We start from the raw sequence: 14,721 nt of genomic DNA, 5'->3' as shown, positions 1-14,721 counted from the left end.
CCTTACCTATCTCTTTCAGGAGAGCTGTGCAAGGCGCTTATTTGGTACCAGGCCGAGATTGTGCCCAGAGTTTTTGGATTTGTTTTTGGATTCGCATTTATCGTCTGTTTGCGCTCGAGCTTGTCGGCGGCAATCAGTCCCCAGGCAATGCCGTAGAGCATATAGACATGGCGCCAGTGATCCGTGTCGATGATCGCGCTCAAGAAGACATGGGAAAAAAGCACGGCGAAGACGCAGTGGAGAAAGGGTGTCCAGGGTCGACGCTTGAATAGGAGCGGGAACAGGGACGCCAGCGTCCAGAAGACCATCGCGATATAGACCGTCCCGCCGAGCCAGCCATAGGTCGTGAAGCCCTTCAGATAGACGTTGTGCTCGTCTTCGGGAAAGTACTTGTTGAATTCCAGGGGGCCGAGCCCGAGCGGATGTTCCATGACCATCTGGAAGCCGAACGCGTAGCGGGCGAAACGGCCAAGACGTGCAGCGTCATAGGGCTGCTCGAGCTTGGCGCGCTGCTGGAACATCTCGGCGACGCTGTCGATCGACAGGACCGTGGCAATCAAAGCCAGGACGGCCAGAACCCCGAGCGCGCCCAGCACCAGCAATCGCAGGCGCTTAACCGGTCCGCGTTCCGTGATCAGGGCGAGCAGATAGACGACGAGGGAGGCGGCGACCAGAACGCCCCATGCGCCACGGGAAAAACTGAGGAAGATCCCGAGCAGCAGAACGGCCAGCATCAAAAGTGTCAGGATATTGGCCCTCAGCCTGCCGAAAAACAGCCGCTGAATGAGAAGCATGGATGGCAGCGCCAGGAAGGGGCCGAATACGTTGGGGTCCTGGAAGGTGCCGCGGGCGCGGTCGTAGAGCGTGAAATAATCGGCGCCGGGAAACAGGTGGAAGTAGCCAGCGACCCCGATGAAGGCGACGAAAACGGAACCGGCCAGCAAGCCGCTCTCAATCGTCTTGTAGCGCTGCGGATCGTCGGCAAGGATGGCGGCGTAGAAGATCGACGTGATCGCCAGGAAGACCGAGACCGCCATATACATGACGGCGACGTCGAATTCCCGGGCGAGCGGTACCGATGCGATGCCGCCGGCCGAATAGAGCATCATGCAGATGATCAACGGCCCGAACTCCCGCCTCAGTTTCAGGCCGCAGGCAAGCCAGATGACCAGCAAACCGGCCATATAGAGTTCATAAGGCGCCGGTTCGCGGATCACGAAGCCGGACAGGAAGGCAGCAAGCCACAAGGCGCCACTGCCGATGCTCTTCGTGCTCAGCGCGAAATGGGGATGAGGGGCGGCCGTCTGCCCGAATGCGGCCGACCCTGCGCTCAATATGCGTTTTCCGAATTCAGCAGACGGAGCGGTGTCAGGAACAGGATCTTCAGGTCGAACAGGATCGACCAGTTCTCGATGTAGTAGACGTCGCAGTCGACACGCTTCTGGATTTTCTCCTGGGTGTCGACTTCACCGCGCCAGCCGTTGATCTGGGCCCAACCGGTGACGCCGGGCTTCACCTTGTGCCGGGCGAAGTAGCCATCCACGACGTCGTCCCAGGTCTTGTTGTCGGTATGGGCGTTGACGGCGTGCGGGCGTGGGCCGACCAGAGACAAGCTGCCGGCCAGAACGTTGAACAACTGGGGCAGTTCATCAATCGAGGTTTTGCGAATGAAACGACCGACGCGGGTGACGCGGGCGTCATTCTTGGTAACGACCTTTTTCGCCTCCGGGTCTGCCATATCCTGATACATCGACCGGAATTTCAGTACATCGATGATTTCATTGTTGAAGCCGTAGCGCTTCTGGCGGAACAGGACCGGGCCCTTGCTGTCCAGCTTGATGGCGACGGCGGTGGCGATCATCAGCGGGAACAGCGTGACAAGCGCAAGGCTGGCGAAGACGATGTCGAACACGCGCTTTGCGACCATATCCCAATCGGTGATCGGTTTTTCGACCACGTCGACGAATGGCACGGTTCCGATGAAAGACGTGCCGCGGTTGCGGAAACGGACCTTGTCGGTATGCGCCGACAGGCGGATATCCACCGGCAGGATCCAAAGCTTGCGCAGGAGTTCCAGAACGCGTTTTTCGGCCCTGAGAGGAATACAGACGATCAGCATGTCGATCCGGGCAAGCCGGCCGAATTCGACCAATGCGGTGATGTTGCCCAGCTTCGGATAGCCCGCAACGACCGGCGGAGAGCGGTCATTGGCCCGGTCGTCGAAAATACCGCAGATGCGGATATCGTTGTCCGGCTGGGTCTCCAGATCGTGGATCAGGTCCGCCGCGGCTGTGCCGCCGCCAACGATGACGGCGCGCCGTTCCAGACGCCCGTTGGCCCTCCAACGGCGGACCAGAGCGGATACGACGAGCCGGACGCAGATCAATCCGGCGAGGGAAGAAACGAACCAGACGCCCGCCCAGTGCTGGGAAACGTCCGAGCCGAAACCGGTGGTAAACTGGATGATCGCCAGCATGACGAAAACCATCGTCCAGCTCGCGGCGACACGGCCGATCTGGGACATGGCCCGGCCCATGACCGATACCTGATAGGTGTCGGATGCCTGGAAAAAGGCGAAGGCAAAGACGACCGAGATGCCCATCGCGATGAAGTTCGCCAGGCCGAGGGTGGTCGCTCCGGCAACGGTGTGGGAGGCGGCCAAGGCGGTCAGCAGAATGAGAGCCATGTCGACCAGGCGCACGGAACCGGTGAGGACGGGAACCGAAATACCGTCGTCGTCCAACGAGGCCGCGATCTCCAGTGCTTCCTGGGACAGTCCGCTGGGATCGCCCTCCTGACGTTCATCTTCCACGAAGGAGGTGGCGTCGCTGGCCTCCTGCAGATGATGTAGACCATCCGTCAGTCTCTGGCGCAGATCCGGAGTGTTGGACGCCTTCTTGTGTGCCGAATTCCGGCCTCTTGTTTTCATGGCCGCGCTTCTCATTATTGGTTTCTCGATCTGGCAAGTACGGATTGTGCACCGGCTACCGGAGCGGAACGGGAAGAGGATCTGCCCGTAGCGGTTTCAGGCGGCACGACGCCGCGCAGTTCCTGATAGAGCGTGGTGATCCGGTCGCTCATCAGTTCGACCGAAAAGGTTTCTGCCAGACAGGTTCGCAGCCCTTCGGCTGCGATCTGGAGCTCGGCAGGAGCCTCCATTGCGTTTTCCATTGCAATCGTCAGCTTGCCGATATGGCCGGGCTCGATCAGTCGGGAGGCGAAGCGGCCGAAGATTTCCGGAATACCGCCGACACGGGTGGCGATCAGCGGACGTTTTGCGGCCACAGTTTCCAGAATGATGTAGGGCATGGCTTCTGCCCGCGAGGGGACGACGACGCATTTGGCCATCTTGAAGGCTTCCCGGGCCGGCAGGGCGCCGTGGAAGGTCACCTTGTCGCTCAGGCCGAAGCGCTCGACCATGGCCTTGTAGCGCTCCTCGTCCGGGCCTTCGCCGACGATTTCGGCCGTGGGTGCGGTGCCGGTCTTGAGGCGGATGTTGTAAAGCGCCTCGATGAACAGGTCCGTGCCCTTCAGATCGCGAAGCATGCCGATGTAGAGAAAGTCGGAGGCGTCCGGATTTTCCGTGACCGGCTTGAACTCCTCCGGCTGCAGGCCGTTATAGACAACCCGGGCCAGGGCCTTGGGATGGCCGACCTTGGTTTCGAATGCCGCGTATTCGTAATCTGACACGAAGACCAGGCCGTCGGTGAACCGGGCCAGAAGATTTTCGATGCCGTGGTAGACCCGGCCTTCCAGTCGATGCGGATCGTAGTGCAGGCTACCGCCGTGAGGACAGTAGATCCGGGTAACGTTCTGCCCCTTGAGACGAAGCAGGGTCCCGATGATGCGTGCATAGGCGCCGCCCTTGGCACCGTGGCCGTGCAGGACATCGGGCTTCAGATCCCGGATATACTTGTAAATGTTCCAGGTCGCTGCCATGTCCTGGAACGTCAGTTGTCGCTGCATGGGGAACCGGGCGACACCCAACGCGAGTTTGGGGCGCAGTTCCTCCACGAGGGCATTGTCGAAATCGCTTCCTGTCGTGCTGTCGCAAATCACGCCGACCTGATGACCGGCCTCGGACTGGGTCGTGGCCAGGTCCATGATGTGGCGAAAGATGCCGCCGATCGGCGAACGCACACAGTGAATGATCCGAAGCGGATCGGTTGTCATGGTACATGCTCCCTGTTCGAGCCTCCGGGCCTCTTTGAGCCCGTGAAGCCGATGAGCTGCACCTTACGACAGGGAGATGAGTCCGCGGTTAATTCGCCATCGCGTCAGAAGTAGCGCTCGCGGACGTAAATCGTGTCTCCGGGGCGGATCGGGTCCGAAATGGGAACACGTCCGTTTATAATTTCACCGTTAACCTGACGGGTAATATCGACGTCCTCTTGCCGGGCGCGACTGCTGAATCCACCCGCCGTGGCGATCGCATTCTGGACCGTCATGCCGGCGACATAGTTATATTGGCCTGCGGTTTGCACCTCGCCCATGATGAAGATCGGTCGATAGCTGTCCACCTCAACCGATACATCCGGATCGCGCAGATATCCCTGCCGGAGTTTTTGCGCAATCAGGTTGGCCAGCTCCTGTTGCGTTTTACCGCGCACGGCGACGCTGCCGATCAGGGGGAACGCAATATATCCAGCCTGATCAACGGTGTAGGTGTTCGAAAGATCCGTCTGCCCAAAAACGATGATGCGCAGCTTGTCGCTGGAATCGAGTTGGTACGGCATGGTCAGCGTTTCATGAAATGCCGACGGCGGACGCCTGTAGCCACTGCAGGCGGCGAGCCCTGTACAAAGCACCAGAATCAGGAATGCTCTCGTAAGCATCAACGAATCTCCTAACACACTGACCCAACATCCCAAGTCATGGTTAATGGCGCGTGAAGAGGGTGAACACAGTTAAGATGCATTGGAAAAACAGCGGAGGAAGGAATTAACGTTTGACCTGCCGTATCGGTGTGGCTCTTAACGGAACGCTTACCCTGATTCGTCATTATTCGATCATTAGTTCGGAGTTTTGACGATGAATGCGACCCGCCCGCCGGTTTCTTCCGATGATATGGCCCTCGATCTGAGCCGTCTGATACAGGCGATCGGAGGTGCGCTCAGATGGCTGCTTCCTCTTGTCCTGATCGTGGGGGGCGTCTTTTTCCTGGCGCTTCAACTCGTCCCGTCGAAATATAAAGGCGAGGCCAAGGTCCTTATAGAAAGCACGGACGGCAAATTCCCGGGCGCGACGAGAGGCGTGGAAGAGGAACGGGCGCTTCTAGACGCCGAAGGCATTTCCAGCCAGGTGCAGCTCCTGATGTCGGCCGATCTGGCGCGGCGGGTTGCCAAGCGTCTGGATCTGGCTGCGGTGCCGGAGTTCAAGGCGGCCATCGCCGGGTCCGCTCTGGATGATCTTTTCTCCCTGATCGGGCTTTCATCGGATACGTCCCGGTCTTCCGTGGAGGAGAAGGTTCTCAAGTATTATTATGAGAACCTGGAAATTTATCGTCTCGAAGGATCGCGTGTGATCGCGGTCGAATATTCCGCGGAAGATCCGGAACTGGCTGCCGCGGTGGCCAATACCATCCTCGACGAATACATTGCCCTTCAGGCGAGCGCCAAGCGGGAAACCACGGAAGTCGCGGCCACCGCCATGGAGCCGCAGATCCAGCAGCTGCAGCGGGAAGTGCAGGCCGCGCGCAAGGCGGTTGCCGATTACCGTTCGCGAGCAGACCTTCTGGTGGGCAAGGATAACCTCACCCTCAATCAGCAGCAGCTTGCAGATATCAGCAGCAAATATTCCGCAGCCCAGGCCGAAAAGGCCGAGGCGCAGGCCAAGGCGGATCTGCTTCGCGGTCTGCTGAATTCAGGCGGATCCTTCGATACGGCCAGCGATGTCCTGAATTCCCAGCTGATCCAGCGCCTCCGGGAACAGGAAGTCGCGATCCAGTCGAAGATCGCGGAGCTTTCCATCACGCTTTTGCCGAACCATCCGCAGCTCAAGGCGCTGAATTCCCAGCTTGCCGGATACGAACGCCAGATCCGCGCCGAAGTACGCAAGGTGCTGGTGGGACTGGAAAATGACGCCAAGGTGTCGAGCCAGCAGGCGGATGCCTTGGAAAAGCGGCTGAAGGAACTGAAAGCGGCTGCGGCCAGTTCCAATGCCGATCAGGTCAAGCTGAGCGAACTGGAGCGTGAGGCCAATGCCAAGGCATCCCAACTCGATACGCTGATGTCGAGTTTCCGCGAGGCGGACATGCGGCTTCGAGCCCAGGCACTTCCCGCCGATGCGCGTATTATCTCCCGGGCCAGCATTCCGGTTGAACCCTACGCGCCCAAGGTGCTGGCGATTACCATCATTTCGGCGCTTGTTACCTTCGTGCTCGGCTGTGCCTACGTGATCCTCGGAGAATTCCTGTCCGGACACGTCCTTTATCCGGTCGGAGAGGAGGGCAATGCCCCGATGCATCCGACACAGGTGCAAATGCCGGGGGCAAATTGGAACGGCCGCTATGAGGCTGGCGGACCTGCCGCCTATTCCATGACGGGCAGTTTTTCAGACTTCGATGCGCCGCCGGCCGTAAAGGCGGAGCCTGAGTCCGAAGTCGAGGAAGAAAAGCCCGCCGCTCCGAGCCGTTCGCGACGGAACCGGAATTCCGGTCCGGTGGCCGCAGGTCGGAGACCGGCCGATCCGGTCCGTAAGCGCACGGATTATGACAGGGATATTGCTCCGGATTGGGTGGCGGATACGGACTATGACGACGAATGGGATGCCGCACCGGCCGGGATGCCTGATCAGGAGGACCGGATCGACGGTCGGACCGTGGTTTTGAGTGTCGACGAGGCCGAGGCGTCGCAGGCGCTCGCCCTGGAGCTGGCGCGCAAGGCGTCCGGGGCCGGGGGCGCCGTGCTGTTCCTGGAAGTGTTTCCGGAAGTCGACGACCCGCGTGCGGCCCCGGGCTTTTCCGATCTGGTCGCCGGTGTCAGCGCCTTTTCGAAAGTCATCTATCGCGACCCAGAGTCCGGGGTTCACATTATCGAAGCCGGCCGCTTGCCGATCGACGATCGTTCGGCGCGAAGCGCGCGGTTCGGCAAGGCTCTGGAGGCCGTTTTCCGGACTTATGACACGGTCGTGGTCAATTTGGGTGCCATTGATGGCTCGCTGGCCAGTGCGAGGCTGCTTGGTCTCGCGGACAAGATCCTGGTGACGTCGGCCGGCGGGGGGTATGGCCGGGAGCTCGACAGTGCAGCCAATCTGCTGGCGCGCAACACCGGGGCGCCGGTTGAGGTCGTACAGCCTGCCAATGGCAAGGCCTCAGGCGAGAAATCCCGGAGAGGGGCCGGCAGGGCGGCCTGAATTATCGGTTGAGAGATTTCAGGCGGGCCTGAAAGAAGGCGTCGCCTGAAATCAGCCGCCCAGTTTGCGGACGAATGGCCGGAGCTTGCGGACAAGCTGCCATAGTGTTCGGGAATTGCGGATTTTCGCCTTGGCGAACTGTTTTGCCTTGTTCGCCTGCAGGTTCATCCAACCCTTGGCGGTAACGGCGAAGAAACTGTCGCTGAGGGGCTGCGGTTCCGACCAGGGGTGCTTGTAGGCTTCGTCGCCCAACCCGAGATCCAGGATGTCTATCCTTGGATCGGCACATGCGGCGGCGATGATGTTTTTCAACAGCACGACTCCCGGGCTCTGGTTGACCAGGTCGTCATGGGAAATCGAGGTTGAATAGCAGATCAGCCGACTGCCCTGGTGAAGGGTCAGATAGGTTGCGCGGATTGCGTCACCGGCCTCCAGCGCCCAGACAGCGATCTGCGTGTCTGCGGTCAGCGGACCGTTGTCAGGGTGAAGACCGGCCAGCCTCTCCAGAAAGCGACGTTTTTTGGGTGATGAAAAGCCGCTCGGAATGCCGGCCTCGGCTTCCCGCTTTGCGCGCTGCGCGAAAAATGCTTCCAGGCCCCGCCGGATGTCTTCTTCCGTTTCCGCGCGGAACACCCGGAAGTTTCCAGCCGCTTCAAGCTTGCGTTGCTTACGGATCAGCAACTTTGCCGATTTTTTGCTGAAATTGGATCGGAAGAGGCTATCGAAATCATTGGTGAGCCTGCCGACGAAGAATGGGCTCGGACTTTCCGTCCGTTCTTTCAACAGAAGTGGAGAGGGCCGGTCGTTCCAGGTTTGCGGAATATTTGCCAGATGGAGCAGATCGGCCCCTGCGAGATGGCAGACTTCCTCCAGGATGGCGGTTAACGTGTCGGATGAGATCGCGGCATAACAGTCCGGGTTCCACAGGCCGGTGTTCTGGTTGGCATTTTCCTGCCCCAGAAAGGTGAGGACCCTGCAGCCTCGTCTGTGTTCGAGGCCCAAAGGCAGGGCAAAGGCAAAGGTGTTGTTTTGACGGGCAATGACGAGGACCGGCTCGATTTGCCTGTCCCTGCCGACTGCTGTGTGCCAGGCCTCAAACCAGCCAAAGCGCTGATAGGTCAGACCGTCCGCCTGTTCTTCAAGCGAAAGCCACGCGGGCGCAGCCTTTTCCAGAGCCCGGTAGATCGTCACGTCAAAACCTTCGGTTGTGAAGGCTGAACGGGACATTTCGGACGCCGGAGCCATGGCTTTAAACGTGTCAGCGCTTGAGAATTTATAATCGGATGCGGACTGTACGGCCATGAGAATACCAGTGGATGCAATGATTTCATCCGCACTAATAGCAACAAATAATAAAGAAAAAGTGGCTAGCTTCTGAGCTCGAAAGCAGTGAGGTTTGATTTTTAATGGGCGTTCGCAAAAAGCTATTCAAGGCCGCGTTTCAGGTGCTGCAGCGCAGCGGCCTGGGACAGGCCATGGCGCCCATAACCCAGGGATGTGGCGCGATATTTATGCTGCACCGGGTTAAACCGGCCAGTTCTGATCCGTTTCAGCCGAACAGTCACCTGGAAATCGAGCCGGACTTCCTGCGCAAGGCGGTCGCCCATATCCGCAGCAATGGTTATGAGATCATTTCCATTGACGAGGCCGTGGATCTGCTGAAATCGGGCTATGGCCGCAAGCGCTATGCGGTGCTGACCTTCGACGATGGCTACAGGGACAATCTTGAGGTTGCCTATCCGCTTCTGAAGGAACTGAACGCGCCGTTCATCGTGTACGTGGCCAGCGGCCTGATCGACCGGACCACGGAAATGTGGTGGACCGCTCTTGAGAGGATCATTGCCGCGAACGACGAAATCCATCTGACCGGTGACAATGGGGGCGCGGGCATTTCCTGCCGGACGGCGGAAGAAAAATACCTCTGCTACACCAAGATGTGCGCATTCCTGAGCCAGGAGGTCAGCGAGGTCGAGCAAAGGGCGATCATTCGCCGGCTGGCGGAAAAATACGGCCTCGACCTTTCGGTTCTTGCTGACGACCTGATGATGAACTGGGACGAGGTGCGGCGGCTGGCAAGCGATCCGCTGGTGACGATCGGTGCCCATACCCATAACCACTACGCGATCGCCCGGCTTGGAGAGGCTGAGGCCCTTCAGGACATCGACAAGGGCGTTTCCAGGCTGGAGGAAGAACTCGGCCGCAGGCCCAAGCATTTCGCCTATCCCTATGGAAACAACCGGGCTGCGAGCGCGCGGGATGCCGCGCTTCTGAGAGAGTATGGTTTCAGTTCTGCGGTGACCACATTCCCCGGCGTTCTGAAATCGGTCAACGCCCGGGATCCGATGATGCTGCCGCGCGTGTCCTTGAACGGACATTTTCAGGACGGCTATGTCATCGACCAGTATCTGACGGGCGCGCCCTTCGCGCTTTACAGGTCGCTGAAGTGGCTGCGTTAAGCCTGATCGCGTTTCAGCCTTTCGTCCTGTCAGGCTTCTGCATCCACCAGATGATGGCCCCGGCCGGGATCACCCAGATCAGCCCGGCAATCGCGAAATAGACCAGCCTGACCGGCACCGATGCCTGCTGCAGGGTCATGTCGCCGATCACCATGGCGACCAGGGCATAGACGACCACAAAGACCACCAGGGCGACCATGCCGATGAACTTCCGGAAAGAGGGAACCATTCCTGCTGACCTTTTTGTCTCTGGTTGAGAAGCGTTAGAGTGTCGCAAATTTGCTGCGATGGCTTGCCGCAGTCCGTCTGCACCTATATCTCCACCGGTCAAAGGTCAAATCCGGGATTCCTCATGACTGCGTCTCTTTCCTCCTTCGCCGGCTTTTCGGCCGATGACATGGCAATCCGCCGTAATCGCGCGATGATCCGGTGGTGGCTCTATTTCGTCTGCCTTCTCGTTCTGGCGATGGTGGTTGTCGGAGGTGCGACACGGCTGACGGAATCAGGGCTTTCGATCACCGAATGGAAGCCGATCCACGGCGTCATTCCGCCGCTCAACCCTGCAGAATGGCAGGAGGAATTCGAGAAATACCAGCAGATCCCCGAATACAAGATCATCAACAAGGGCATGTCGCTGGAGGAATTCAAGTTCATCTTCTGGTGGGAATGGTCGCACCGGCTGCTCGGGCGCCTGATCGGCGTCATCTTTTTCGTGCCCATGGTCGTGTTCTGGGCCCGCGGACAGATCGAACCCTGGCTTAAACCGCGATTGGTGTTCGGCCTGTTTCTCGGCGGCCTGCAGGGGGCGATCGGCTGGTGGATGGTGGCCTCCGGTCTTGTCGACCGGACGGACGTCAGCCAGTACCGGCTGGCCATTCACCTGACCCTGGCCTGTTTCATCTTCGCTTATCTGTTCTTCATCGCGCGGCGTCTGAAGTTCCGGGAAGGGGCTCCGACCGGGGAACAGGCCGCCCTTTTCGGGTACGGCAGGGCTGTTCTGGTTCTGGTTTTCCTGCAAATCTTCCTGGGTGGTCTGGTCGCCGGGCTGAATGCCGGGTTGACGTTCAACACCTGGCCGCTGATGGACGGGCAGATCATCCCGCGCGGGCTGCTCGCCATGTCGCCGGCGTGGCTGAACGTCTTTGAAAACGTGATGACCGTTCAGTTCCAGCACCGCATGACGGCCTATGTCCTGATCGCCGCGATCCTCTTCCTGCTGATGAAGACCCGCAAGGTTTCCACGTCGAACCGGGTCCGGCGTCCTGCATACCATCTGGCGGGTTTCGTCATCCTGCAGACCGTGTTCGGTATCCTGACGCTGCTCTACCAGGTGCCCCTGGATATCGCCCTGACCCACCAGGCCTTCGCGGTCATCGTGCTGGCTGGCGCCGTCGACTATCTGGCCTCGCTTCGGGGCAGTTATCCGATTCAGGCATGAGCGAAGGCTTTTAGCGCAAAAAAAGCCCGCCGGATTTGGCGGGCTTTTTCGTTTCAGATATCGCTTTGATCAGGCATTCAGGGCCTGATCGAGATCGGCGATGATGTCTTCGGCATCTTCCAGCCCGACGGAAATCCGGACTACGTCGGGACCTGCGCCGGCCGCCGTCTTCTGCTCGTCGGAGAGCTGGCGGTGGGTGGTGGAGGCCGGGTGGATGATCAGGCTGCGGGTGTCGCCGATGTTGGCGAGGTGCGAGAACAGCTCCACGTTGGAAACGAGCTTCACGCCCGTGTCATAGCCGCCTTCCACGCCGAAGGTGAACACCGCGCCAGCGCCCTTGGGCATGTATTTCTTCTGCAGCTCGTGGTGCTTGTCCTCCGGCAGGGCGGCGTAGGACACCCAGCTGACCTTCGGATGGGACGCCAGATGCAGGGCGACCTTCTTGGCGTTGTCGCAATGCCGCTGCATCCGGAGCGGCAGGGTTTCGATGCCGGTCAGGATCATGAAGGAATTGAACGGCGAGATTGCCGGTCCCAGATCGCGCAGGCCAAGGACCCGGCAGGCAATCGCGAAGGCGAAGTTGCCGAAGGTCTCGTGCAGCACGATGCCCTGGTATTCCGGGCGCGGGGTGGACAGGAGCGGATAACGGTCGTCCGCGGACCAGTCGAAGGTGCCGCCGTCGACGATGATGCCGCCCATGGAGTTGCCGTGGCCACCCATGAACTTGGTGAGCGAATGGAGCACGATGTCCGCGCCATGTTCGATCGGCCGGCACAGATAAGGCGTCGCCATGGTGTTGTCGACCACCAGCGGGATCCGCTTGGCCTTGGCGATCTGGGCGATGGCCTCGATATCGACGATGATGCCGCCGGGATTGGCAAGGCTTTCGATGAAGATCGCCTTGGTGTTGGCATCAACGGCCGCTTCGAAGCTGGCAAGGTCGGCAGGATCCGCCCATTTGACTTCCCAACCGAAGCTCTTGAAGGAGTGGTTGAGCTGGTTGATCGACCCGCCGTAGAGCTTGTTCGCCGCAACGATGTTGTCACCCGGTTGCATCATGCTGTGGAAGCACAGAAGCTGGGCGGAATGGCCCGAGGCCGTTGCAAGAGCCGCCGTGCCGCCTTCCAGGGCCGCTACCCGTTCCTCGAGAACCGCCGTCGTCGGGTTGGTGATGCGGGTGTAGATGTTGCCGAAGGCCTGCAGACCGAAGAGGGACGCGGCATGGTCGACATCGTCGAAGACGAAGGATGTCGTCTGGTAGATCGGCGTGGCGCGGGCTCCGGTCGCCGGATCGGGTTGGGCGCCTGCATGGATCGCCAGTGTGGAAAATCCGGGTATTCCTTCGCTCATGATAGCCTCCGTTCTTGTAAATTTCGCGCATACTGGCCGAAGCATACGTTAGCGTCAAAGGAAACCTATAGGTTGAAACCCCACTTTTTGGGTTGTTTTTTCCATTTGGGAATTCGAAAGCGGAACGGCTCCGGTTTCGACCTTCAAATGCGCTTTTTGTCCATAAGGCCTTATTCGCTTCCGCTCGGCTTTAATCCGCGATGCTGAAATCCGCTTTTCAGCGTCGGGCGTTTGGCCGACAGGGTTCGCGAGTTGACCCCGGCCCAGCCGATTTCGCCGGAAAGCCGGCCGTATTCGATCTTCGGACAGCGGTCCATGACTACCTTGATGCCCGCGGCCTCGGCCTTTCTCGCGGCTTCATCGTTGCGCACTGTGAGCTGCATCCAGATCACCTTCGGCAGCCGTCCCGAGGCGAGGATGTCGTCGACGATCAGGCCGGCGGCGGCCGAATTGCGGAAGATGTCGACCATGTCCGGTGTTTCGGGAAGATCGGCAAGCGAGGCATGGGCGGTCTGGCCGAGGATTTCCTTGCCCGCCAGGCCCGGATTGATCGGCCAGACGTCATAGCCCTTCGACAACAGGTATTTCAGGACGAAATAGGAGGGCCGCACGTTGTTGGCGCTGGCACCGACCATGGCGACGGTCTTCACCTCATCGAGGATGCCCTTGATGTAGGCGTCGGAATACTGATCGTGGTTCATGGATTTTAGCTATCCGTCCATTCCGGCTTGCGCTTCTGGAGGAAGGCGCCGATGCCTTCTTCCGCGTCGCGGGCCATCATGTTTTCGACCATGACATTGGCGGCATGGTCGTAGGCTTCCGACAATGGCATTTCGAGCTGCTGGTAAAAGGCTTCCTTGCCGATCTTGACCGTATAGGCCGATTTCGAGGCGATGGCCTCGGCGTATTTCTGAACGACCTGTTCCAGGTAGTCGGCGGGCACGATGCGGTTGATCAGGCCGAACTCCTTGGCGGTCGATGCATCGATGCTCTCGCCGGTCAGAAGCATTTCCATGGCCTGCTTGCGCGAGACGTTGCGCGACAGGGCGACCATGGGCGTGGAGCAGAACAGGCCGATGTTGACGCCCGGCGTGCAGAAGGTCGCCGTATCGGTGGCAATCGCCAGGTCGCAGGAGGCGACGAGCTGACAGCCGGCGGCGGTCGCCACACCGGTGACGACGGCGATCACCGGCTTGGGATGGCGCACGATCTGCTGCATCAGGGCGGAGCACTGGCGCATGATGTGCTCGTAGGTGCCGCGGCCACGGTCAGCTTCGGCGCGGGCGGCGGTCAGTTCCTTCAGGTCGTGGCCGGCGCAGAAGACCTTGCCCTCGGCGCCGAGCAGGATCACGCGGACATCCGGGTTTTGCTCCGCCTTGGTCAGCTCTTCGGACAGCGCGGTCATCATTTCCCGGGACAGTGCGTTCATCCGCTCCGGACGCTGCATCACGATCCTGTAAACGCCTTCATGCAACAGGGTTGCGACAAGCGGTTTTTCGGCTGCGCTGCTGGCAGCGGCTGCTGCGTCGGACATGAAAGGGCTCCCTGAAGGTTCTGTCTTTCCGGCTTTATAGCCGATCCGGGCGGGCTGGGAATAGCCGGGTTAGGCTTGTCTGCGTCTAAAGCGCCACCGACGGCGCGCGCTTGATTTCCTTCAGGACCACATTCGTCTGGGCGCCTCTCACCGCCGGCAGGCGGAACAGGAAGTCGTCAAGAAAGCGGTTGTAGGCGTCGATGTCGGCGCAGACCACGCGCAGGTGATAGTCGGCCTGACCCGTGGTCGCGTGGCAGTCCTGGACTTCCCGGCGGCCCGCGACGGCCCGGATAAAGGCCGCGATGGCGTCCGGGTCGTGGCGGGCGAGCTGCACGTGGACGATGGCGTGGAACGCGAGCCCAAGCTGTTTCGGCTTCAAAATGGCGCTATAGCGCTCGATGATGCCGGCCTGTTCCAGGGCGCGTACCCGGCGCCAGCAGGCGGACGGCGACATGCCGACCTTTTCGGCAAGCTCCGCGTTGGGGATACGGCAGTCCTCTTGCAGCAGCGCCAGCAGCCGGCGGTCGCGGTCATCGAGATCCATCTGGTCAATATTTCCGTAGTCTGGAAGTTATCCGGATAATTCATCC

At 60.0% G+C, this 14,721-nt stretch carries 13 protein-coding genes; 3 read left to right on the top strand and 10 right to left on the bottom strand.

Annotation, left to right across the window (positions count from 1 at the left end; genetic code table 11):
• Positions 1-2 precede the first annotated feature (2 nt).
• The 4 genes from ABIN98_RS24195 to ABIN98_RS24180 form a co-directional block, all read right to left on the bottom strand.
• The gene (locus ABIN98_RS24195) at positions 3-1,334 is read right to left on the bottom strand and encodes an O-antigen ligase family protein (RefSeq protein WP_346913979.1); all 1,332 of its coding nucleotides are present in this window, start codon (positions 1,332-1,334) and stop codon (positions 3-5) included.
• A complete protein-coding gene (locus ABIN98_RS24190) occupies positions 1,331-2,929 on the bottom strand; it encodes an undecaprenyl-phosphate glucose phosphotransferase (RefSeq protein WP_346913977.1) in 1,599 nt (532 codons plus the stop codon). The genes ABIN98_RS24195 and ABIN98_RS24190 overlap by 4 nt, the downstream gene beginning before the upstream one ends.
• A 14-nt stretch (positions 2,930-2,943) precedes the next feature.
• Positions 2,944-4,173, bottom strand: a complete 1,230-nt coding sequence (locus ABIN98_RS24185) for a glycosyltransferase (protein WP_346913975.1) — start codon at positions 4,171-4,173, stop codon at positions 2,944-2,946.
• 104 nt (positions 4,174-4,277) lie between these two features.
• Entirely contained in the window at positions 4,278-4,835 is a 558-nt protein-coding gene (locus ABIN98_RS24180; RefSeq protein ID WP_346913973.1) for a polysaccharide biosynthesis/export family protein, read from the bottom strand.
• Positions 4,836-5,031: 196 nt separating this feature from the next.
• Between ABIN98_RS24180 and ABIN98_RS24175 the strand changes: the two genes are divergently transcribed.
• Positions 5,032-7,353 carry a GumC family protein gene (locus ABIN98_RS24175; protein WP_346913971.1) on the top strand — a complete coding sequence of 774 codons (2,322 nt, stop codon included), beginning with the start codon at positions 5,032-5,034 and terminating at the stop codon, positions 7,351-7,353.
• A gap of 51 nt (positions 7,354-7,404) precedes the next feature.
• On the opposite strand, the gene ABIN98_RS24170 is transcribed toward ABIN98_RS24175, so the two are convergent.
• Positions 7,405-8,580: a GNAT family N-acetyltransferase gene (locus ABIN98_RS24170; RefSeq protein WP_346913969.1), complete on the bottom strand. Its 1,176-nt coding sequence runs from the start codon at positions 8,578-8,580 to the stop codon at positions 7,405-7,407.
• A gap of 179 nt (positions 8,581-8,759) precedes the next feature.
• Here ABIN98_RS24170 and ABIN98_RS24165 point away from each other — a divergent pair, with 179 nt between their 5' ends.
• A complete protein-coding gene (locus ABIN98_RS24165; protein ID WP_346913967.1) occupies positions 8,760-9,809 on the top strand; it encodes a polysaccharide deacetylase family protein in 1,050 nt (349 codons plus the stop codon).
• Positions 9,810-9,822: 13 nt separating this feature from the next.
• On the opposite strand, the gene ABIN98_RS24160 is transcribed toward ABIN98_RS24165, so the two are convergent.
• Entirely contained in the window at positions 9,823-10,038 is a 216-nt protein-coding gene (locus tag ABIN98_RS24160) for a DUF2842 domain-containing protein (RefSeq protein ID WP_346913965.1), read from the bottom strand.
• A gap of 123 nt (positions 10,039-10,161) precedes the next feature.
• Between ABIN98_RS24160 and ABIN98_RS24155 the strand changes: the two genes are divergently transcribed.
• The gene (locus ABIN98_RS24155) at positions 10,162-11,247 is read left to right on the top strand and encodes a COX15/CtaA family protein (protein ID WP_346913963.1); all 1,086 of its coding nucleotides are present in this window, start codon (positions 10,162-10,164) and stop codon (positions 11,245-11,247) included.
• Positions 11,248-11,316: 69 nt separating this feature from the next.
• Here ABIN98_RS24155 and ABIN98_RS24150 read toward each other — a convergent pair whose 3' ends face one another.
• The 4 genes from ABIN98_RS24150 to ABIN98_RS24135 all read right to left on the bottom strand — a co-directional run bounded on the left by ABIN98_RS24150 (position 11,317) and on the right by ABIN98_RS24135 (position 14,675).
• Positions 11,317-12,597 carry an O-acetylhomoserine aminocarboxypropyltransferase gene (locus ABIN98_RS24150; RefSeq protein WP_346913961.1) on the bottom strand — a complete coding sequence of 427 codons (1,281 nt, stop codon included), beginning with the start codon at positions 12,595-12,597 and terminating at the stop codon, positions 11,317-11,319.
• 170 nt (positions 12,598-12,767) lie between these two features.
• Complete coding sequence (locus ABIN98_RS24145) at positions 12,768-13,298, bottom strand: CoA-binding protein (protein ID WP_346913959.1); 531 nt, start codon at positions 13,296-13,298, stop codon at positions 12,768-12,770.
• A gap of 5 nt (positions 13,299-13,303) precedes the next feature.
• On the bottom strand, positions 13,304-14,131 hold the full coding sequence (locus ABIN98_RS24140; RefSeq protein ID WP_346913957.1) for an enoyl-CoA hydratase: 828 nt from the start codon (positions 14,129-14,131) through the stop codon (positions 13,304-13,306).
• Positions 14,132-14,216: 85 nt separating this feature from the next.
• A complete protein-coding gene (locus ABIN98_RS24135) occupies positions 14,217-14,675 on the bottom strand; it encodes an Lrp/AsnC family transcriptional regulator (RefSeq protein ID WP_346913955.1) in 459 nt (152 codons plus the stop codon).
• Positions 14,676-14,721 lie beyond the last annotated feature (46 nt).

The organism is uncultured Roseibium sp., from assembly GCF_963675095.2.
Classification (GTDB): domain Bacteria; phylum Pseudomonadota; class Alphaproteobacteria; order Rhizobiales; family Stappiaceae; genus Roseibium.
Note: the sequence above shows the minus strand (reverse complement) of the source record. Positions and strands in the feature narration are given on the sequence as shown.